Origin of the sequence: Hyphomicrobium sulfonivorans, from assembly GCF_013306565.1 — a bacterium.
GTDB classification, from domain to species: domain Bacteria; phylum Pseudomonadota; class Alphaproteobacteria; order Rhizobiales; family Hyphomicrobiaceae; genus Hyphomicrobium_A; species Hyphomicrobium_A sulfonivorans.
On the sequence record NZ_PZPO01000004.1, the window covers coordinates 305,394 to 325,037 of the forward strand.

Annotated in this window: 19 protein-coding genes; 8 read left to right on the top strand and 11 right to left on the bottom strand. The window is 63.3% G+C overall.

The genetic code is table 11. The features are described 5' to 3' along the window. Nucleotides 1-90: 90 nt before the first annotated feature. The 5 genes from tmk to C6Y62_RS09755 all read left to right on the top strand — a co-directional run bounded on the left by tmk (nucleotide 91) and on the right by C6Y62_RS09755 (nucleotide 5,306). Nucleotides 91-747 carry a dTMP kinase gene (tmk, locus tag C6Y62_RS09735; RefSeq protein WP_338074359.1) on the top strand — a complete coding sequence of 219 codons (657 nt, stop codon included), beginning with the start codon at nucleotides 91-93 and terminating at the stop codon, nucleotides 745-747. Beyond that, nucleotides 747-1,880, top strand: coding sequence for a DNA polymerase III subunit delta' (locus C6Y62_RS09740; protein WP_173953759.1), 1,134 nt, complete (start codon nucleotides 747-749; stop codon nucleotides 1,878-1,880). Before tmk ends, C6Y62_RS09740 begins: the two co-directional genes overlap by 1 nt. Nucleotides 1,881-2,038: 158 nt before the next feature. Then, nucleotides 2,039-3,697, top strand: coding sequence for a methionine--tRNA ligase (metG, locus tag C6Y62_RS09745; protein WP_173953760.1), 1,659 nt, complete (start codon nucleotides 2,039-2,041; stop codon nucleotides 3,695-3,697). 2 nt (nucleotides 3,698-3,699) lie between these two features. Continuing rightward, the gene (locus C6Y62_RS09750; RefSeq protein WP_173954008.1) at nucleotides 3,700-4,512 is read left to right on the top strand and encodes a TatD family hydrolase; all 813 of its coding nucleotides are present in this window, start codon (nucleotides 3,700-3,702) and stop codon (nucleotides 4,510-4,512) included. Beyond that, nucleotides 4,509-5,306 carry an MBL fold metallo-hydrolase gene (locus C6Y62_RS09755; RefSeq protein ID WP_173953761.1) on the top strand — a complete coding sequence of 266 codons (798 nt, stop codon included), beginning with the start codon at nucleotides 4,509-4,511 and terminating at the stop codon, nucleotides 5,304-5,306. The genes C6Y62_RS09750 and C6Y62_RS09755 overlap by 4 nt, the downstream gene beginning before the upstream one ends. A 55-nt stretch (nucleotides 5,307-5,361) precedes the next feature. Here C6Y62_RS09755 and C6Y62_RS09760 read toward each other — a convergent pair whose 3' ends face one another. From C6Y62_RS09760 to rpsF, 10 genes are all read right to left on the bottom strand, one after another. Next, complete coding sequence (locus C6Y62_RS09760) at nucleotides 5,362-6,108, bottom strand: SDR family NAD(P)-dependent oxidoreductase (protein ID WP_173953762.1); 747 nt, start codon at nucleotides 6,106-6,108, stop codon at nucleotides 5,362-5,364. 210 nt (nucleotides 6,109-6,318) lie between these two features. Continuing rightward, complete coding sequence (gene purF / locus C6Y62_RS09765; protein ID WP_173953763.1) at nucleotides 6,319-7,842, bottom strand: amidophosphoribosyltransferase; 1,524 nt, start codon at nucleotides 7,840-7,842, stop codon at nucleotides 6,319-6,321. Between the two features lie 71 nt (nucleotides 7,843-7,913). Continuing rightward, nucleotides 7,914-8,576: a CvpA family protein gene (locus C6Y62_RS09770; RefSeq protein ID WP_173953764.1), complete on the bottom strand. Its 663-nt coding sequence runs from the start codon at nucleotides 8,574-8,576 to the stop codon at nucleotides 7,914-7,916. A gap of 61 nt (nucleotides 8,577-8,637) precedes the next feature. Continuing rightward, complete coding sequence (radA, locus tag C6Y62_RS09775) at nucleotides 8,638-10,020, bottom strand: DNA repair protein RadA (RefSeq protein ID WP_068462339.1); 1,383 nt, start codon at nucleotides 10,018-10,020, stop codon at nucleotides 8,638-8,640. A 3-nt stretch (nucleotides 10,021-10,023) separates the two neighbouring features. After that, entirely contained in the window at nucleotides 10,024-11,232 is a 1,209-nt protein-coding gene (alr, locus tag C6Y62_RS09780; protein ID WP_246274554.1) for an alanine racemase, read from the bottom strand. A 389-nt stretch (nucleotides 11,233-11,621) separates the two neighbouring features. Next, nucleotides 11,622-13,139: a replicative DNA helicase gene (locus C6Y62_RS09785; RefSeq protein ID WP_173953766.1), complete on the bottom strand. Its 1,518-nt coding sequence runs from the start codon at nucleotides 13,137-13,139 to the stop codon at nucleotides 11,622-11,624. Between the two features lie 114 nt (nucleotides 13,140-13,253). Further along, a complete protein-coding gene (gene rplI / locus C6Y62_RS09790; protein ID WP_068462335.1) occupies nucleotides 13,254-13,838 on the bottom strand; it encodes a 50S ribosomal protein L9 in 585 nt (194 codons plus the stop codon). Between the two features lie 74 nt (nucleotides 13,839-13,912). Beyond that, complete coding sequence (locus C6Y62_RS09795; RefSeq protein WP_173953767.1) at nucleotides 13,913-14,878, bottom strand: DUF2232 domain-containing protein; 966 nt, start codon at nucleotides 14,876-14,878, stop codon at nucleotides 13,913-13,915. A gap of 156 nt (nucleotides 14,879-15,034) precedes the next feature. Beyond that, nucleotides 15,035-15,286: a 30S ribosomal protein S18 gene (rpsR, locus tag C6Y62_RS09800; RefSeq protein ID WP_068462330.1), complete on the bottom strand. Its 252-nt coding sequence runs from the start codon at nucleotides 15,284-15,286 to the stop codon at nucleotides 15,035-15,037. A 2-nt stretch (nucleotides 15,287-15,288) separates the two neighbouring features. Continuing rightward, nucleotides 15,289-15,840: a 30S ribosomal protein S6 gene (gene rpsF, locus C6Y62_RS09805; protein ID WP_173953768.1), complete on the bottom strand. Its 552-nt coding sequence runs from the start codon at nucleotides 15,838-15,840 to the stop codon at nucleotides 15,289-15,291. A gap of 814 nt (nucleotides 15,841-16,654) precedes the next feature. Between rpsF and C6Y62_RS09810 the strand changes: the two genes are divergently transcribed. Further along, on the top strand, nucleotides 16,655-17,161 hold the full coding sequence (locus tag C6Y62_RS09810; RefSeq protein WP_173953769.1) for a hypothetical protein: 507 nt from the start codon (nucleotides 16,655-16,657) through the stop codon (nucleotides 17,159-17,161). Nucleotides 17,162-17,179: 18 nt separating this feature from the next. Here the strand turns inward: C6Y62_RS09810 and C6Y62_RS09815 are convergent, their stop codons facing one another. Then, a complete protein-coding gene (locus tag C6Y62_RS09815; protein ID WP_173953770.1) occupies nucleotides 17,180-17,695 on the bottom strand; it encodes a metal-dependent hydrolase in 516 nt (171 codons plus the stop codon). A 196-nt stretch (nucleotides 17,696-17,891) separates the two neighbouring features. Here C6Y62_RS09815 and fabD point away from each other — a divergent pair, with 196 nt between their 5' ends. Both fabD and fabG read left to right on the top strand, forming a co-directional pair. Then, nucleotides 17,892-18,839, top strand: coding sequence for an ACP S-malonyltransferase (gene fabD, locus C6Y62_RS09820; protein ID WP_173954009.1), 948 nt, complete (start codon nucleotides 17,892-17,894; stop codon nucleotides 18,837-18,839). Between the two features lie 11 nt (nucleotides 18,840-18,850). Then, nucleotides 18,851-19,594: a 3-oxoacyl-[acyl-carrier-protein] reductase gene (fabG, locus tag C6Y62_RS09825; protein WP_068462323.1), complete on the top strand. Its 744-nt coding sequence runs from the start codon at nucleotides 18,851-18,853 to the stop codon at nucleotides 19,592-19,594. The last annotated feature ends 50 nt before the right edge of the window (nucleotides 19,595-19,644 follow it).

Here is a 19,644-nt window from a genome sequence, read left to right on the forward strand (position 1 = left end):
TCAGGCGGTGGTCTGGCCCCCGGCGGTCCTGCATGTTACCGACAGGAGAACCGGTCGCCTGTAGCGGCGGCGGCGCATAGGGGACGCACCGTGCTGGGCAAATTCATCACCTTTGAAGGCGGCGAAGGCTCGGGCAAGTCGACCCAGGCGCGCCTGCTTGCCGATGCGCTGGCGGCCCGGAACATCGCCACCGCGATGACGCGCGAGCCGGGCGGCTCTCCGTTTGCCGAGGCGATGCGGCATGTGATCCTCGATCCCGCGACGCCGCCCCATTCGCCGCTGTCGGAAGCGCTGCTGTTCTATGCCGCCCGCGCCGATCATCTCGACCATGTTGTGCGCCCGGCGCTGAACGATGGCGTGTGGGTGATCTGCGACCGCTTTATCGATTCCACCCGCGTGTATCAGGGCGTGGCGGGCGGGCTGCCCGGTGAGGTGATCGATACGTTGAACGAGATGATCGTCAGCCCGACGCTGCCGGACCTCACCATCATCCTCGATCTGCCGGCTGAGCTTGGGCTGGGCCGCGCCTACGCGCGCCGCGTTGATCGCATCAACCCCGATACGGAAGCCGACGCCTACGAACGGCGCGACCTCGAATTCCACTGGCGGCTGCGCGGAGCGTTTCAGGCCATTGCAGCGGCTGAACCGCAGCGCTGCGTGCTGATAGATGCCGCGCAGGACGAGCAAGAGGTGTTCGCCGAGGTGTGGCGCGCGGTGGAAAGCCGGTTGCTGGCAGCGGGGGCCTGATGGCACGCGCGCCCGCCGCACAGCAGGTAGAAGCGCTGCCGGAAGCCGACCGGCTGGGTGACTTCCCGCATCCGCGCGACACAGCACGTCTGTTCGGCCTGGAGGCGGGCGAGGCGATGCTGGCGGAGGCGCTGGCGGAAGGACGCACGCATCACGCGTGGCTGCTGTCCGGCCCGCAGGGCATCGGCAAGGCAACGCTGGCCTATCGTTTCGCGCGTGCGGCGCTGGCATCCCCTGATGAGCGCGATCCTTCCGGGACCAGCCTTTCGGTGCCGGAGAACTCCATCGCGGCGCGTCAGGTGCGGGCGCTTTCGCACCCCGGCTTGCTGCTGATCCGCCGCCCGTACGACACCAAGGCCAAGCGCTTCACAACCTCCATTCCGGTGGATGAGGTGCGGCGGCTGCGCTCGTTCCTGTCGCATCGCGCGGCGGGCGATGGCTGGCGCGTGGTGATTGTCGATCAGGCCGACGACCTGAACGTGAATGCCGCCAACGCGCTGCTGAAGTCGCTCGAGGAGCCGCCGGAGCGCACGGTGTTTCTGCTGATATCGTCGGCGCCGGGGCAGCTCGTTCCGACCATCCGTTCGCGCTGTCGCGATCTGGTGCTGCCCGCGCTGTCCGACAAAGACCTGCGTGCGGCGGCCGAGCAGGCGCTGGCGGTGGCAGAACTGAGGGCGCCGGACGAATCAGAATGGAGCGCGCTGATCGCTCTGGCGGGCGGCAGCACCGGGCGGCTGCTGGGGCTGCTGGGCGGCGGCGGCATCGAGCTGCAGGGGCATGTCGACCGCCTGATCGAGACGCTGCCGCGGGTCGACTGGAACGCCGTGCACCGGCTTGGGGATGAGCTGCAACCTACAGCCGCTAACGAGCGTTTTGAGTTGTTTTATGAGCTGCTGCTGGAAACGCTGGCGCGCCTGATCCGCGTCGCTGTAACGGGGGAGGGCACCGATGCGGAGCGCCAGCGGGCCTCGCGGATCATGGGGGAGGCGCGGCTTGCGTCGTTCGCTGCGCTGTGGGAAAGAATAGCCCGCGAAAAGGCCCAGACTGTTGGGCTTAACCTCGACCGCAAGGGGCTGATCCTTGATACTGCGGCCAATCTGGCCGCTGCCGCTCAGGATACCAGGTCCGCTTGAGAAGAACGGAAGCCGTCTGCGATATGTCAGCCATGCTCCCATATGCGATCTTCGCCGCGCCCTGCGCCCGAATGTGAAGCGTCGCCGCGCTGCCCATCGGCAGCGTCGATCTTTTCAGGCATCATCATCGACATCACAAATCCGAGGACAAAAGGTCCATGAGCGGGCGCCAAAAGTTTTACATCACCACGGCCATTTCCTATCCCAATGGCTCGCCGCATATCGGACACGCCTACGAGGCGATTGCGACCGATACGATTGCGCGCTTTGAGCGGCTCGACGGCAAGGACGTCTACTTCCTGACCGGCACCGACGAGCACGGCCTGAAGATGAAGCAGACGGCGGCGCGGGAAGGGCTGACGCCGCGCGAGCTGGCCGATCGCAACGCCAAGCGTTTCCGCGAGATGGCGGGCACGCTGGGGCTGTCGAACGACGATTTCATCCGCACCACCGAGCCGCGCCACTACGAGGCTGCGCAGGAAATCTGGCGCCGGATGGAAGCCAACGGCGACATCTTCCTGAAGGCCTATGCAGGCTGGTATTCGGTGCGCGACGAGGCATTCTACAACGAGAGCGAGACCACGCTCGGCGACGACGGCGTGCGGCGCGGACCGCAGGGCACACCGGTGGAGTGGACGGAAGAGGAGACCTACTTCTTCCGCCTATCCGCCTATCAGGATCGGCTGCTGGCGCACTACGACGCTAACCCGGATTTCATTCTGCCGCTGGAGCGCCGCAACGAGGTGACGAGCTTCGTGCGCGGCGGCCTTGAGGATCTTTCGATTTCGCGCACGACGCTGGACTGGGGCGTGCCGGTGCCGGAGTCGACCACGCGCGAGCAGTCCGGCAATGGCGCGCAGCATGTGATGTACGTGTGGGTCGATGCGCTCACGAATTACATCACCGCGCTGGGCTATCCTGATCAGCTCAATCCGCTGTGGCGTTTGTGGCCGGCGAATGTGCATGTGATCGGCAAGGACATTCTGCGGTTCCACACGGTTTACTGGCCCGCGTTCCTGATGTCGGCGGGGCTGGAGATTCCAAAGCGCGTGTTCAGCCACGGCTTCGTGCTCTCCAAGGGCGAGAAGATGTCGAAGTCGGTCGGCAACGTGGTCGATCCGTTCGATCTGGTGAAAGCGTATGGCCGCGAGCAGGTGCGCTACTTCTTCCTGCGCGAAGTGAACTTCGGCCAGGACGGCAACTATAGCCCGGAAGCCATCGCCAATCGCATCAATGCCGATCTGGCCAACGACCTGGGCAACCTTGCCCAGCGTTCGCTGTCGATGATCAACAAGAACTGCGACGCACGTGTGCCGCAGCCCGGTGAGTTCACCGATGCCGACAAGGCCATTCTTGCCGCCGCTGACGGCATGTACGCGAAGGCTCGTGAGGCGATGGATCGCCAGGCGGTGACGCGTTACCTCGACGCCGTGTGGTACGTCGTTGCCGAAGCCAACCGCTACTTTGCGGGCGAAGAGCCGTGGGCCAAGAAAAAGACTGACCCCAAGCGCATGGAGACCATTCTCTATGTAACGGCTGAGGTGGTGCGCCAGATCGCCATTCTGGCGTTGCCGGTGACGCCGGATGCCGCGGGCAAGTTGCTGGACTATCTGGCGCAGGATCACGAGGCGCGCGGGTTCGCGGCGCTGGGTGAGGCCGGACGTCTGAAGCCCGGCACGGAACTGCCAGCGCCTGCCGGTGTGTTCCCGCGCTATGTTGCGCCGGAAGTGGAAGGTGGCGACGAGGATCCTGTCGCGGCAGAAAAGCCGAAGAAGGCACCGAAGGAGCCAAAACCGCCGAAAGGCCCGGCCGCGTGACCATGCTTGTCGATCACCATTGCCATCTCGATTTTCCGCAGCTCGAAGCTGACCGGGCAGGCATTCTGCGGCGGGCGAAAGCTGCGAACGTCGGCGTGATGGTGACGATTGCAACGCGCGTGCATCAGCTGCCGAAGCTGCTGGCAATCTGCGAAGCGCACGACAACATCTACTGCTCGGTTGGCACCCATCCGCACAACGCCGATGAACCCGACGAGCGCGGCATTCCAGCCGATGAAATCGTGCGCCTCGCCGCGCATCCGAAGGTTGTCGCCATCGGTGAAGCGGGGCTCGACTACTTCTACAAAAAGGCTTCGCCGGAAGGTCAGGCCGAAGGTTTCCGCACGCACATCGAGGCGGCGCGCCGCACCGGCCTGCCGCTGGAAATTCACACCCGCGACGCCGATCAGGACACCATCGCCATCCTTGAGGAAGCGCACGCTTCCGGCGGGCCGTTTCCGGCCATTCTGCATTGCTATACCGGCGGGCCGGAGCTGGCCGCGCGCGCGGTGGAGCTGGGGCTCTATGTTTCGTTCACCGGCGTGCTGACGTTCAAGAAGAACGAAGCGCTGCGCGAGATTGCGCGCGCGGTGCCGCTCGACCGGCTGCTGGTTGAAACCGATGCGCCGTATCTGGCGCCGGAGCCATACCGCGGCAAGACCAACGAGCCGTCCTATGTCGCGCATACGGCGGCGATGCTGGCCAAGGTGAAGGGCATATCGCAAGACGATATGGCACGCATCACGACAGACAACTTCTTCCGGCTGTTCACCAAGGTGAAACGGCCGAGTGAAACGGAAAGCGCCAGCGCATGAGCTATCGCGCCACCATTCTGGGCTGCGGCTCGTCCGGGGGCGTGCCGCGCATCGGCACCATGTGGGGTGCATGCGATCCGACCAACGCGAAGAACCGGCGCCTGCGTTGCAGCATGCTGGTGGAGCGGCTGGGCAAACCACGCAACACGACGGCGCTGATCGATTCATCGCCCGATGTGCGCGAGCAACTTCTCAGCGTGCGCTGCGATGCGCTGGACGGCGTGCTCTACACGCACGATCATGCCGATCACACGCACGGCATCGATGATCTGCGCATGGTCGCCTACGCGATGAAAAAGCGGCTGGATGTGTGGGCCGATGCGCAGACGCGCGCAAGCCTCACCTCGCGGTTTGCCTATTGCTTCGAGAAGCCGGTGGGTTCCAGTTATCCGCCGATTTTAACCGCGCATACCATCGCGCCGCCACAGCCGGTGCGTATCGACGGCCCATCGGGCGCGATTGATCTGGTGCCGTTCGAGCAGGTGCACGGCGATATTCCGACGCTTGGCTTCCGCATCGGCAAGCTGGCCTATTCGCCGGATGTGAGCGACATCTGCGATGCGTCGGCGGCGATGCTTGAAGGCCTCGACGTGTGGATCGTCGATGCGTTGCGGTTCATTCCGCATCCCAGCCATTTCAGCGTCAAGCAGGCGCTGGAATGGGTCAAACGGCTGCAGCCCAAGCGTGCGATCCTCACGCACATGACGACCGATCTCGATTATGAGGCGCTGCGTCGCGAGCTGCCGGATAATGTCGAGCCGGCCTATGACGGCATGGTCATCAACTTCAACTGATTGCGCGCGTTGCCGTCAAATGACGCGCCGATCTAAATCGTGCGCCGACTGACGATCAGCTTTCGCTTTCGGTGTGTTCTTTCTTCCAGTCGGCGAAATTGATGATGCGGCCGGAGAAGTCGCACGACGGCGATGCCAGCTCGACGAACAGCGGCGCCAGTTCCCGCGGAGCGGGCAGCGTTTCGGGATTTTCGCCGGGGAAGGCTTTCGCGCGCATCACGGTGCGCACCGGGCCCGGGTTGACGAGGTTGACGTGAATGTCGGACGACTTCACCTCGTTGCCGTAGGTTTTCGCCAGCGCCTCAAGGCCAGCCTTTGAAACGGCATACGGCCCCCAATATGCATACTTGCCGGTGGCGGCGCCCGAGGTGACGAAGATCACGCGGCCGGCGTCAGAGCGCTTCAGCAGCGGATCCAGCGTGCGTAGCAGACGCCAGTTGGCCGACAGGTTGATGTCGATCACCTGGCTCCATGCATCCTCGGTGACATGCGGCAGCGGCGATAGCGGGCCGAGAATGCCGGCGTTGCCGACGAGGATGTCGAGCTTGCCCCAGCGCTGATAGATGGTCGGCCCGAGCTGATCGATGCGGTCGCCCTTCGTCAGGTCGAGCTGCAGCAGTGTCGCCTTGCTGCCAACGCGGCGGATCTCGTCGTCGAGTTCCTCCAGCGCCCCGATGGTACGCGCAACGAGAATGACGTGCGCGCCCGCTTCAGCCAGCCCCAGCGCGGCGGCGCGACCGATGCCGCGCGATGCGCCCGTGACGAGGGCCAAACGATCCTTGAGCGGCTTCTTATGCTTCATGGGTTTGTGCTCTCACGAGGTTGACTACGTCATCGGCGGCAGCGGGAATGCGCCCGCAGCATCTATAGCCCGAACGCAGCGCAGGGCACCACCGGGGAAGGCAAAACGCCGCCACGCGAGGCGGCATTAATAACGCGCGCGATGCCTCAAACGAACAGCGCCGGACACATGGCCCGGCGCCGGTAACGCAGTCAAAAAGCCAACCGGCGATCAGCCCACCTCAGCCAGCCACGAGAGCTGGCGCGGAATGGCAACGCCGCTCTGATCGGTCAGCGGTGTTGGATATTCGCCGGTGAAGCAATGATCGGTGAACTGCGGGCTGCGCGGATCGCGGCCTTCAAAACCAACGGCGCGATAGATACCATCGACAGAGAGGAATGCGAGGCTGTCGACGCCGAGGAATTCGCGCATGCCCTCGAGATCCATCGTCGCCGCCAGCAGCGAAGTGCTGTCGGGCGTATCGATGCCGTAATAATCCGGGTGCGTGATTGGCGGCGATGAAATGCGCATGTGCACTTCGCGCGCGCCGCTTTCGTACATCAGCTTGGCGATCTTTTTCGAGGTGGTGCCGCGCACGACGCTGTCATCCACCAGCACGATGCGTTTGCCGCGAATGATGCTGGCATTGGCCGAATGCTTCAGCTTGACGCCGAGATCGCGGATGCGCTGTTCGGGGGCGATGAAGGTGCGGCCGACATAGTGATTGCGGATGATGCCGAGTTCAAACGGCACGCCGGATTCCTGCGAAAAGCCGATGGCAGCGGGCACGCCGGAGTCGGGGATCGGCACGATGACGTCAACGTCGGCCGGGGATTCCTGCGCCAGCTGCACGCCCATCTGCTTGCGGATGTCATAAACGGTACGTCCGCCGATGACGCTGTCGGGCCGAGCGAAGTAAATGTATTCGAACACGCACGGCCGCGCGGGTCGAAGAGGGAAGGGGCGATGGCTTTCGAGCCCGTTCTCAGTGATGACGACGACTTCGCCGTTATCAACTTCGCGGACAAATTCAGCGCCGACGATATCGAGCGCGCAGGTTTCCGAAGCCAGCACATAGGCCGAGCCAAGACGGCCGATCACCAGCGGGCGGATGCCGATAGGATCGCGGGCGCCGATGAGCATTTCGTTGGTGAGACTGACAAGCGCATAGGCGCCTTCGATCTGGCGGATGGCATCGACGAAGCGCTCAACAACGCGGTTCTTCTTGGAGCGCGACAGCAGATGCAGGATGACTTCGGTGTCAGAGGTCGACTGGTAGATAGCGCCGCTGGAAATCAGCTCCTGGCGCAGTGTGACGGCGTTGGTGAGGTTGCCGTTGTGGGCGACGGCGAAACCGCCGGTGCTGATGTCGGCGAACAGCGGCTGCACGTTGCGAATGACCGGATCGCCGCAGGTGGAATAGCGAACGTGACCGATCGCGATGTGGCCCTTGAGGCGCTCAATAACGTTGGCGCGCGAGAAGTGGTCGCCAACGAGGCCCATGCGGCGCTCGGAATTGAACTGCTGGCCGTCGTAGGAGACGATCCCGCAGGCTTCCTGACCGCGATGCTGAAGCGCATGCAGGCCCAGCGCGGTTAGCGCGGCGGCATCGGGGTGCCCAAAAATGCCGAAGACTCCGCATTCTTCGCGGAGTCTGTCGTCGCCGTAGCGTAGATAACCGGGGCCTTGCAGCTTCGCACACTCGCTTGCGTCGTCATCTGATGTGCAATCGGTGTCATCGAGCCGTTGAGTCATGGCCACCTCCCACTGGTGTCGCCCGCCGCGGCGAATTTATGAACGCGATTAAGGCCAGTGTGCTGTCCGGGTTAACTTGCGCGCACCGTCCAGGTGACAGAAATATGATATCTCCCCCCCGCTTCAAGCGCCATTTCGTCGCTTTGCCGAATTTGTAATGAACCCTGCTGCTGAAGCTGCGTGGGCTGTTCATCCTGCGGCTGATCTCCGCCCGGGTTGGTCAGCGACGAGGGCATATGTGCCTCAAGTACATAGCGGATCGAATTGCCGGTGCTCTGGATATAGGGGAGCGTCACAGCCTCCTTTACCCACGGGAAATGCTGCTCCCGATCGGGGAAGAAGGCCTCATAAAACATGTAGGGGATAACGATCAGAATAAAGCCGCGCGCGACCCCGAACAGAAATCCTAAGACGCGATCAACCATACCGACTCGGCTGTCGAGAATCGTATCGGACAGCCTTGCGGTCAGCAGGTGCACCACGATCAGCACGATCAGGAAGATCACCGCGCCAACGACGATCTGGGCCACCGCAACCGGCGTACCCATCTGGGCGGCCATGTCCTGCGCGAACGGCTTATGGAAGAGAACGAAATAAAGCACCGCTGCTGCGGCCACGGCCCACGATATGATCGAGAGCATCTCGCGCGAGAAACCGCGGTACATGGCCAGCAGGCCGGAAATGAAGCAAACGGCCAGCACCGCCGCATCGAGGTAGGTGATCGGACCGAGCATGAGCTTAAGCTCCGTTAGACATACAATATGGGGGTGACGGCCAAGCCATCACGGCTGGCTGTCAGTCGCATGACGGCGCCTCGTCGGCAAGTTCCCTCAAATGCGAAAGCCGCATAGTCCGCAGTTTTAGTCCGGCTGCGTCCAATTCACCCTGGGCGGGGACCAGAGCTTCACGGAAGCCAAGCTTCTGGGCTTCCTTGAGGCGTGGCCCCATCAGCGGGGTGGCGTTGATGGCGCCGGAAAGCGAGACCTCGCCGAAGTGGACCCGGTCGCGGGGGATAGGCACGCCCGAAAGGGACGAGACCAGCGCGGCGGCGGCGGCCAGATCGGCAGCGGGCTCGTTGATGCGCAGGCCGCCGGCGACGTTGAGGTAGACATCTTTGCCCGCGAACGAGAGCCCGGCTCTGGCTTCCAGCACCGCCAGCAGCATCGACAGGCGCGCGGTATCCCAGCCGACCACGGCGCGACGCGGCGTGCCAAGTGAGGAGGGCGCCACGAGGGCCTGAATTTCGACCAGGATCGGCCGCGTGCCTTCGACCCCGGCAAACACCGCAGCCCCGGGGCTTGACGCATCCCGGTCGCCCAGAAACAGCTCCGACGGGTTGGAAATCTCGCGCAGGCCGTAACTGGCCATCTCGAACACGCCGATCTCGTCCGTGGCACCGAAGCGGTTCTTCACCGCGCGCAGGATGCGATAGGCGTGGCCGCGATCACCTTCGAAGTACAATACGGTATCGACCATGTGCTCGATCACCTTCGGTCCGGCGATCTGGCCATCCTTGGTGACGTGGCCCACCAGCAGCAGCGCGCTGCCCGCCGTCTTGGCGTGGCGGATCAGCGCCTGGGCAGAGGCGCGCACCTGACTGACGGTGCCGGGCGCAGCCTCGATGGCTTCGGCCCACAGCGTCTGAATGGAATCGACAACGATGAGATCGGGCGGCGGCCCGGCTTCCAGCGTTGCAAGAATGTGGGCGAGCGATGTTTCGCAGGCCAGCGCAACCGGAGCATCGTCCAGACCGAGGCGGGCGGCCCGCAGGCGCACCTGTGCCGCCGCTTCCTCGCCGGAGAAGTAGACCGCGCGCTTGCCGGCGCGGGCGAGGGAAGCGGTAAGCTGCAGCAGCAGCGTCGATTTGCCGATGCCCGGCTCACCGCCGATCAGCAATGCCGAGCCGGGTACGATGCCGCCGCCGGTGACGCGGTCGAGCTCAGCCAGTCCGGTGGAGAAGCGCGGGGCTTCCTGCGTCGAGCCCCTGAGGCTCTCCAGCGGAATGACACGGCCAGACGTTGCGCCGCGACGCATCAGGCCGGTGCCCGGTGGACCGGCGCCGTCCGATTCCTCGGTGAGCGTGTTCCATTCGGAGCAGGAGGGACATTTGCCCTGCCAGCGCGGCGACGTGGCCCCGCAGCTCTGGCATACGAAGATGGTCTTGCTAGCCTTGGCCATGGATCAATCGCTGTTGTCGACGTAATGACGGTGGAAGCGATGCCCCAGCCGCGTCAACACCTCATAGCCGATTGTCCGTGCGCCCGCGCCAACAGCTTCGAGCGGCAGTCGAGGGCCGACCAGATCGACATAATCGCCGCGCACGGGTGGCGGGCCGTCAATGTCGGTGATGTCGATGGTGATGAGATCCATCGAGACGCGGCCGACGACCGGCGCCTTCTGGCCACGCACAATGACGGCACCACCGGTTTCACCATTGGCGGCGCTGGCATGGCGGAACACACCATCGGCGTAACCGGCCGCGACGGTTGCGATGCGCCTCGGCGTGGCGGCGCGATAGGTGGCGGAATAGCCGATGGCACCGCCGGCCGGCACATCCTGAACCTGCAGGATGCGCGCAGAAACCTGCACCACCGGCGACACCGGCGTTTTCAGATCCGCGTTGGCCTGTCCGCCATAGAGCGCATAGCCCGGCCGCACGAGATCGAAATGGAACGGACGGCCGAGCAGCAGGCCATCGGAGGCGGCGAGACTGGCGCGCGCCCTCGGCAGCTTCGCGCGCAGCCGCTTGAAGGTTTCGAGCTGCTGGCGGTTCATCGCGTGGCTGGCTTCGTCGGCGCAGGCGAGGTGGCTCATCACCACCGCGAAGTCGAGCCGCGCCATCAGCGCGTCGTCGGCAACCAGCGCCTCCAGCTCATCTTCGGCCATGCCAAGCCGATGCAACCCGGTGTCGACATGCAGCGCGGCGGGCGGGGCGGCTTCATCCTGCGCAGCGAGCGCGGCCCATGCATCGACCTCGCCAAGACTGGTCAGCACGGGGCGAGCGCCGAGTGCAGCGATATCGCGTGCGGCGCCGGGCATGACGCCATCGAGAATGTAGACGGTGGCGCCGGGGGCATATTTCAGCGCCGCTGCGGCCTCATCGAACGTGGCGACGAAGAAATTGCGACACCCGGCCTGATAGAGCGCCGGCACGATACGCGCTGCGCCCAGACCATAGGCATCGGCCTTCACGACAGCTGCGCACCCGGCCGGCGCGACATGCATGGCAAGCGCCCGCCAGTTGGCGCGCAACTGCGCCAGATCGATGGTGATGACGCCGGTCGCCGATGCCGGAATGGCCGCAGAGGGCGCGAATGCCACCTCGCGCAGCGCGCCACCGTGCAAGGCGTTGCGCGTAACTGGGACGGAAAGCACGTTCCGATCGGACAAATGGATTTCCCCCGTTGGACCAGACGAGCCCGCAAGCATGCATATTTCTAGCGCCGAATCTGAACGCGGGCGAGGTGCGAGAGCCTGATCGATCGACGCAGCGGGGGATTGCCGGGACAAAAACGCCGACGCAAAATGCGGGATCGATCCGCTGAACCGGTTCAACTCAGATCAGGTATATGGCGGCACCAAAAAGAAAAGGTGGCACTAAGGCCACCTTTGAAGTGCTGAGACGACGGGGAAACTGAACAGGTCGGCGCAAAGGGTTTGCGCCGGAGATATTTGTCCTATCGCGCTTCTTGTCAGAAAGGCGGTTCCCACTTTTCCGCAAGCACTCTCTTATCCGTGCTTCTTATCGGAAAACCGGTGCCCACTTTTCCGGAAGCACTCTATTCGCGGTCAAATCCGGCCGACTGATATTCGCGCGCCAGATTGCCGAAGCGCGTGAACTGGCCTTCGAACGCGAGTTCAACCGTGCCCACCGGACCGTGACGCTGTTTGCCGATGATGACTTCCGCCTTGCCGGAAACGCCCATCATCTTCTGCTGCCATTCGACAAACTCGGATGTGCCCTCAGACGGCTTGGTGCGCTCGACGTAATATTCTTCGCGGAACACGAACATCACGACGTCGGCGTCCTGCTCGATCGATCCCGATTCACGCAGATCCGAAAGCTGCGGGCGTTTGTCTTCGCGCTGTTCGACCTGACGCGAGAGCTGTGACAGCGCGATGATCGGAACCGCGAGCTCTTTCGCCAGCGCCTTCAGGCCGGTGGTGATCTCGGTGATTTCCTGCACGCGGTTGTCGCCGCGCTTCGATGAACCGGAGAGCAGCTGCAAGTAGTCGACAATCAGCAGATCGAGGCCCTTCTGGCGCTTCAGCTTACGTGCCCGGGCTGCGAGCTGAGCAATGGAGATGCCGCCGGTCTGGTCGATATAAAGCGGGCTTTCGCTCATCACGCGGCTGACTTCCACCAGCTTGCGGAATTCATCCTCGTTGATCATGCCGCGGCGGATTTTTTCCGAGCCCACTTCCGCCTGCTCAGAAAGAATACGCGTTGCCAGCTGCTCGGCCGACATTTCGAGCGAGAAGAAGCCGACGATGCCGCCGTTGACGGTTTTCAGCGAGCCATCGGGCTGCTGCTCGGACTTGTAGGCCTTGGCGACGTTGTAAGCGATGTTCGTCGCCAGCGCCGTTTTACCCATCGACGGACGACCGGCGAGAATGAGGAGATCGGACGACTGCAGACCACCAAGCCTGTTGTCGAGATCGGACAGGCCGGTGGAAATGCCCGACAGATGCCCGGCGCGCTGATAGGCAGCACCGGCCATGTCGATGGCGGTCGTCAGCGCGTTGGCAAACGACACGAAGCCCGAGCCGTACTTGCGCTGCTCGGCGAGATCGTAGAGACGCGATTCCGATTCTTCGATCTGCCTCTGCGGTGGCTGATCGATCGAACCTTCATAAGCGTTATTGACCATGTCCTCGCCGATGATGATCAGCGCGCGGCGCGTGGCGAGGTCATAAACGGTGCGGCCGTAATCTTCGGCGTTGATGATCGTCGTCGCGTTGGCGGCGAGGGTGCCGAGATACTGCGGCACGGTCAGCGTTGGCGCGATCGGCTGGGCGTTCTCGAAGAACGTGCGCAGCGTGATCGGCGTTGCGTGCTTGCCCGCATGAATCAGCTTGGCAGCGGTTTCATAGATCTGCTGGTGCAGCGGATCATAAAAGTGCTGCGGATCGAGGAACGAGGACACGCGGTCCATCGCCTCGTTGTTGACGAGGATGGCGCCAAGTAGCGCCTGCTCGGCCTCAAGGTTGTGAGGCGCCTGACGGAAGGGGATCGAATCGTCGGCCTCACCAAGGGAAGCGAGGCGATCGGAAATCTGGAGAGCGTTCTGTGCCATGGCTCGACGGTATCCGATTCAAACGGCCCGGCGTCGAGGTGGTGTCAACTCCCGTCCCCGTTATCAACACGGGGACGGGAATTAGCTTGCGAGTGGCGCGAATCAGCAGGTGCGTTATTCGCCCTGATTCTCGTCGTCGGAACCCTGCTCCGAACCGCCCTCGAACTCGGCGTCCGGATCGAAGGTTTCGAGTTCGATCTTCTCTTCCTTGACAACGGTGACGTCTTCACCGCGCGACTGGCGCTCAGCTTCGTCTTCCGAACGGGCAACGTTGAGTTGCACGGTCACAGACACTTCCGGATGCAGCGCGATCGTAACCGGATGCAGGCCGAGGTTCTTGATCGGGCGCTCAAGCACAACCTGACGGCGATCGATGGTGAAGCCGTTCGCGGTGACAACCTCAGCGATGTCGCGCGTGGCAACGGAGCCATAGAGCTGACCGGTGTCGCCGGCCGAGCGAATCGAAACGAAGATCTGGCCGTCGAGCTTTTCGGCGACAGCTTCAGCTTCGCGCTTCAGATCGAGGTTGTTGGCTTCAAGCTGGGCGCGCTGGGATTCGAACTGTGCGCGGTTGGCTTCCGTGGCGCGCAGGGCCTTCTTCTGCGGCAGCAGGAAGTTGCGTGCGAAGCCGTCCTTGACGGTTACGACATCGCCCATCTGGCCGAGGCGGCCGATACGTTCGAGCAGAATGACCTGCATGTTGGATACTCCTTCGTTTGGTTTCGATTTCGATGTGTTGGGTTGAGTGCAAGTTGCGGTGTGTTTGGCCTGTCTCAATCCGGCGGACGCGTGTCGTCGGACGGGGGCGGCTTCTGCCGCATTGGCCAGATTGTTTCGGTGAGACCGATGAGTGCGACGGCCAGTGCGGAAAGCGAGTTCATGACAAACAGGAGCGCGTAGAGCGCCCACAGAATGAACGGGCGCCACGGCTTGCCGCGCGTGACGTAGTGGATCACGGCTAGGCCAAGCAGCACGTAGGCGAGGAACAGCGGACCGGAGAAGCTGCGGGCGATGAGGCCGGGCAGATCGCCCAGGAACGATGCCGCCGTAGCACCGGCCAGCAGCAGCGGCGCCGAGGGCGGGAACGTCATAGCGCCGAGGTCAGGCCATGGGCGATGCAGACGACCGGAAGCAAGCGTGATGCGGCCGGCCAGCCAGAAGTTGAACAGCAGGCTGCCCATCGTGGTGATGCCCGACGCCATTGGCAGCAGGGCCATGATCAGCGACGTCGCTTCGTCGAGTTCTTCGGGGCCGAGCTTCGGCGCGTCCGGCATGTTCGCCAGTTCGGCGTCGAGGAAGCTTTGCAGCATCTCGCGCAGGCCCCCGCGCAGCGCTTCCACATCGCCACCCAGCAGCATCAGCGTGATCGCCGCGAAGGCGCCCGACAGCAGTGCAGCGGCGATGACGAGACGACCGACCGGATACCATTCAACGGCACCCTGCGAATCGGTGCGATTGAGGCTGGCCAGATAAACGAGGATGAATACGGGCACGGCCTGCCCAATGGCGAAGATGAGCGCGCCGACCGGGCTGCCCGCTAAAAACACCAATGCGGTACCGGATATGCCTGCGACCAGCGCAGCAGTCGGTCCAAGCCCGAGCCCCGCCAGGAACAGCGGCAGCGCGGTGAGCATGAACAGAACCATGCGGATCAGCAACGGGCCAGCGGTCGCCGAAGCGAACACAACTGCGGCTACGAGGCCGGCACCCAGCGCTATGAGCAGGCGATAGTGAAGCAAAGCAGCTGTCCCGCGGATTCGCGGTTAGAGACGTGCCGCAAGCGGCTCACCCGTCCCAACCTCGTGCCGGCCACCGTGGCAAGGCACTTCAATGATTTCGTGTCGTCGTGGTCGTGAAAATCCGGTGCCGACCGAAGCCGGCACCGGAAATCTTGATTACTTCAGCACGTACGGCAGCAGGCCGAGGAAGCGCGCGCGCTTGATGGCGCGGGCCAGCTCACGCTGCTTCTTGGCCGACACGGCCGTGATGCGGCTCGGCACGATCTTGCCGCGCTCGGAGACGTAACGACCCAGCAGGCGCACGTCCTTGTAGTCAATCTTCGGCGCGTGCTGCCCGGAGAAGGGGCAGGTCTTGCGGCGGCGATGGAACGGGCGGCGCGGGGCGCCAGAAGATGCAGCCTCAGCCATGATTATTCCTCCGAACCGGTAGCAGCAGCGTCGTCACGGGGTGCACGGGGGCGATCGCCATCGCGCGGGGGACGGGGACGGAAAGACGAGCCGCCTTCACGGTCGCCACCGCGATCACCGCCGCGGAAACCACCACCGCCGCCACCACGGCGTTCGCCACCACGGTCACCGCCGCGGAAGCCACCACCGCCGCCACGGCCGCCGAAGCTGCCGCGATCGCGGTCGTCACGGTCGCCCTTGCGCATCATGACGGACGGGTCGGTCTCGTGCTCTTCGACCTTGATGGTCAGGAAGCGCAGGATTTCCGTCGACAGGCCCATGCGGCGCTCCATCTCGGCCACCGCATCAGACGGAGCCTCAATGTTCAGCAGCGAGAAATGAGCCTTGCGGTTCTTTTTGATCTTGTAGGCGAGCGACTTCACGCCCCAGTACTCGGACTTGGTGACCTTACCGCCACCCTGTTCGATCAGATCGGTGAATTCCTTCGTCATCGCCTCGACCTGTGCGTTCGAGACGTCCTGGCGGGCCAGGAAGACATGCTCATAAAGCGGCATGCTGTCAGCCTTTCGTTTCTATGGTGCTGCTCCGGCGCAAAGCCCCTTATGGACCTGGAAAGGCCCAAGACAGGTCACCCATGAGAGCGAAGACACCGGGAACCGGATCGCTTGCGACCCTGCCGCCAAGGACTACCGATGAAACATCAAGTGAATCCGAAGCGCGGCTCCCCGTTCAGCCTCCAGCCGAAGCGAGCAAGGTGCGCTTTATAGCCGATATTCGCGCGGGGGCAAGGCTGCACCATGAACAATTTTGCCCTAGCGGACGCCGAAAACGCAACCTAGGCGTGCCTCGCGAGAGCAATTCCCGTCATCGGGCCGGCGGAGCGATTGCTGGAGCCGGATGTGAAGTGAAGCCCGGATATTACGATCAGTGATCATCGTGCCGGCCACGGTCCCGCACCCGCGCCCGCCGCAACCGATCATCCATGTCTCTCTCAAGCAGGCGGCGCAAGGCGCGGTCGATTGACGGTTTAGGGGTGAGCGGCTTTCGCTCCAGTTCCATCCGGAGATGCCTGCCAATTGTCTCCAGGGCATCCCGCTTTCGCTCGTTTGCCATTCCGTCACCTGAGGTTGCGAACCTTCAACGGAAAGGGCGCGCAGGCGTTCCATGGTCGAGTGGGATCAGCGCGTTTTGGCTGTTAGCTGATCCGATGCCGAGGCCGACGGAGCACACTTGCCCTGATCGACGTCGCGATTTGGAAGGGGCCGCGACTTGGGCAAGTGCGCAAGACATTGTTTACCCGTGAGCGGCTTGGGCCTTGAACCCAGCGGCCGCGATGCTTGAGTCGCCCTTCCGGACAGGGAGACAAGCATGCCGCCGCGTTCTAAGCTCAAGCAACGGCAATCGGCCACGCCGGCAAAGGGGCTGAAGCCCGGCCCAGCAGCACCATCAGAGAAGGCGCAAGTTCGCGCTACGGCAAGCGCTGGCGCGGGTAAGGCCCAAAGTCAGACGAAGGCGCTGAACATCAGCGAGCCTGTACGTCGGCAACCGGTTGCGCGGACGGGCAACGACGCGGCCGGGCTGGAACAATCGCTATTGGATCGACAACTCGATTATGTCGGCGCACTGCTGGCGTGGACGCCGACTCGGGTGCTGCTGGCTCAAAACGCCGCTTTCTGGGCGGGCGTATCGGGAAGCGATGGTCGCAAGGCGGATACGAAGGCCGATCCGGCGAAAGACGGAGGCGATCGCCCCGGTAAGGCAGCCGCGCAATCAAAGCCGTCTCCCAAGAACGCAGCCAAGGCGCGCACCGCCGCTGGCACCGCTGAGGCAACGGAAGGGCAGGGGCCGCGGCGCAGGGCCAAACGTCGCGGATAGGTTGGTGGGAAGGGCCCTTCAGCGCGCAGGCGCCGCGGCGGCGATGTCTTGTCGGGTGAGGTTTCGCCACAGCATCCAGGCCGCCGCGAAGGTGATTGCCAATTCCACGATGAACGTCCAGTGCAGGATGAAATTCCACACCCACCAGCTATAGCCGGCGGGCACCTTGACCAGATTGAGCTGAAAATCTGAAAAGGGCTTGAGCCAATGGATCTCGGCGGCCACGCTGTCCAGAACCATGTGAAGCAGCAGGCACGCCAGGGCCACGAATATGTATGGCTCAGCCGACCGCCAATGCAGCAGTCGGGCCAATATCCAAGCGGTTGCAGCAAGGCCGATCCAGAACAACGGCCAGTGAAAGACAAAAGCGTGATGCGGCGTGTTTCTGCCGTCAACGAAATAAAACCAGAGCAGATCGAAATCCGGCAGCCCGGAAGCAAATAGACCTACGGCCATCAGGCTGCGGCGGTTCGACCGGTTCTGGCTCAGCCGATCCGACAGCAGGTAGCCCGCAGGCAGATGGGCAATGAACATTGATCCTCACTGACGGGCGCCCAATTCCGATTGCCGCCGGAGCCTTAGCAAGCCTGAACTTGCAACGTGGGTCGGGCAATGTAATCACGGGGGCAGGCAACGATCCTTCCCCAGGACGCGCCACCGGTTCGCTTGACAGCAAGCTTTCTAGCGTGTTCTTGCGCTGCGAACTCTACAAATGAGCGCTTTTACCGATATGGCTATCGCATTTGTTTTTCCCGGCCAGGGCAGCCAGGATGTTGGCATGGGCCGCGAACTGGCGGAACAGTTTGCCTGCGCCCGTGAGGTTTTCGAGGAAGTTGACTCGGCTCTCGGACAGAACCTCTCGCAGATCATGTGGGAAGGCCCCAAGGAAACGCTGACGCTGACCGAGAACGCGCAGCCGGCGCTGATGGCCGTATCGATGGCCGTGATGCGCGTGCTGGAGCGCGAGCACGGGTTCAAGCTTGCAGATCACGTGAAGTTCGTCGCCGGTCATTCGCTGGGCGAATATTCAGCGCTCGCCGCTGCGGGTGCATTCTCGCTTTCCGATGCTGCGCGTTTGCTGAAGCTGCGCGGTCAGGCAATGCAGGCCGCCGTTCCGGTGGGGCAGGGCGCCATGTCGGCACTGCTCGGCGTTGGCATCGACGTTGCACAGAAGGTTGCCGAAGAGGCAGCGCAGGGCGAAGTCTGTCAGATCGCAAACGACAACGAGCCGACGCAGGTGGTGCTTTCGGGCGCCAAGACGGCGATCGATCGCGTGCCGGAAATCGGCAAGGCGCATGGCGTACGTCGTGCGGTGCCGCTGCCGGTATCCGCACCGTTCCATTGCGCACTGATGCAGCCGGCCGCCGATGCGATGGCGGAAGCGCTGGCGAAGGTTGATGTGAAGGCGCCGGTTGTGCCTGTAGTGGCCAACGTGCTGGCCGCTCCGATCACCGATCCGGAAGAAATCAAGAAGCGCCTTGTCGAGCAGGTCACCGGCACCGTGCGCTGGCGCGAATGCGTCGGCTACATGGCCGCCAACGGCATCACCGACATCTACGAAATTGGTGCTGGCAAAGTGCTCGCTGGGCTTGCCAAGCGCATCGACGCCGCGCTCAACGCGAGCAATGTCAGCACGCCTGCCGACATCGATGCCGCACTTGCACGTCTCAACGCCTGAAGGAGCCCACGATGTTCGATCTTACCGGCAAGACCGCGCTTGTCACCGGCGCCACCGGCGGCATCGGCGGTGCAACCGCCAAGGCGCTGCATGCGCAGGGCGCTACCGTTGCCATCTCGGGCCGTCAGGCCGACAAGCTTGAAGCTCTGGCAGCCGAGCTGGGCGAGCGCGTGCACGTGCTGCCGTGCGACCTCGGCAATCGCGAGCAGGTAGCCAAGCTGATCGAGCAGGCTGTCGGCGCGCTGGGTCGCCTCGACATTCTCGTCAACAACGCTGGTCTCACGCGCGACAATCTCTTCATGGTGATGAAGGATGAGCAGTGGGACGAAGTTATCAACGTCAATCTGACGTCCACATTCATGCTGTGCCGCGCCGCTGCCCGCGCGATGCTGCGCGCCAAACCGAACTTTGGCCGCATCATCAACATCGCATCGGTTTCAGGCGTGTTCGGCAACCCCGGACAGGGCAATTATGCGGCTTCGAAAGCCGGCATGATCGGCATGACGAAATCGCTGGCCCGCGAGGTTGCACCGCGCGGTATCACAGCCAATTGCATCGCTCCCGGTTTTATCTCAACGCCCATGACAGCGGCGCTGAACGATAAGCAGACCGAGGAAATTGCGAAAATGATCCCCCAGCAGCGTTTCGGCGCGCCGGAGGAAATTGCGGCAGGCGTCGTCTATCTCGCCAGCAACGAGGCCGGGTACATCACCGGGCAGACGTTGCACGTTAATGGTGGGATGGCGATGGTCTAACCCATGGTAAACGCTGCGGCGTGGGCTTTAACACGGGGTGCATCGGGCGA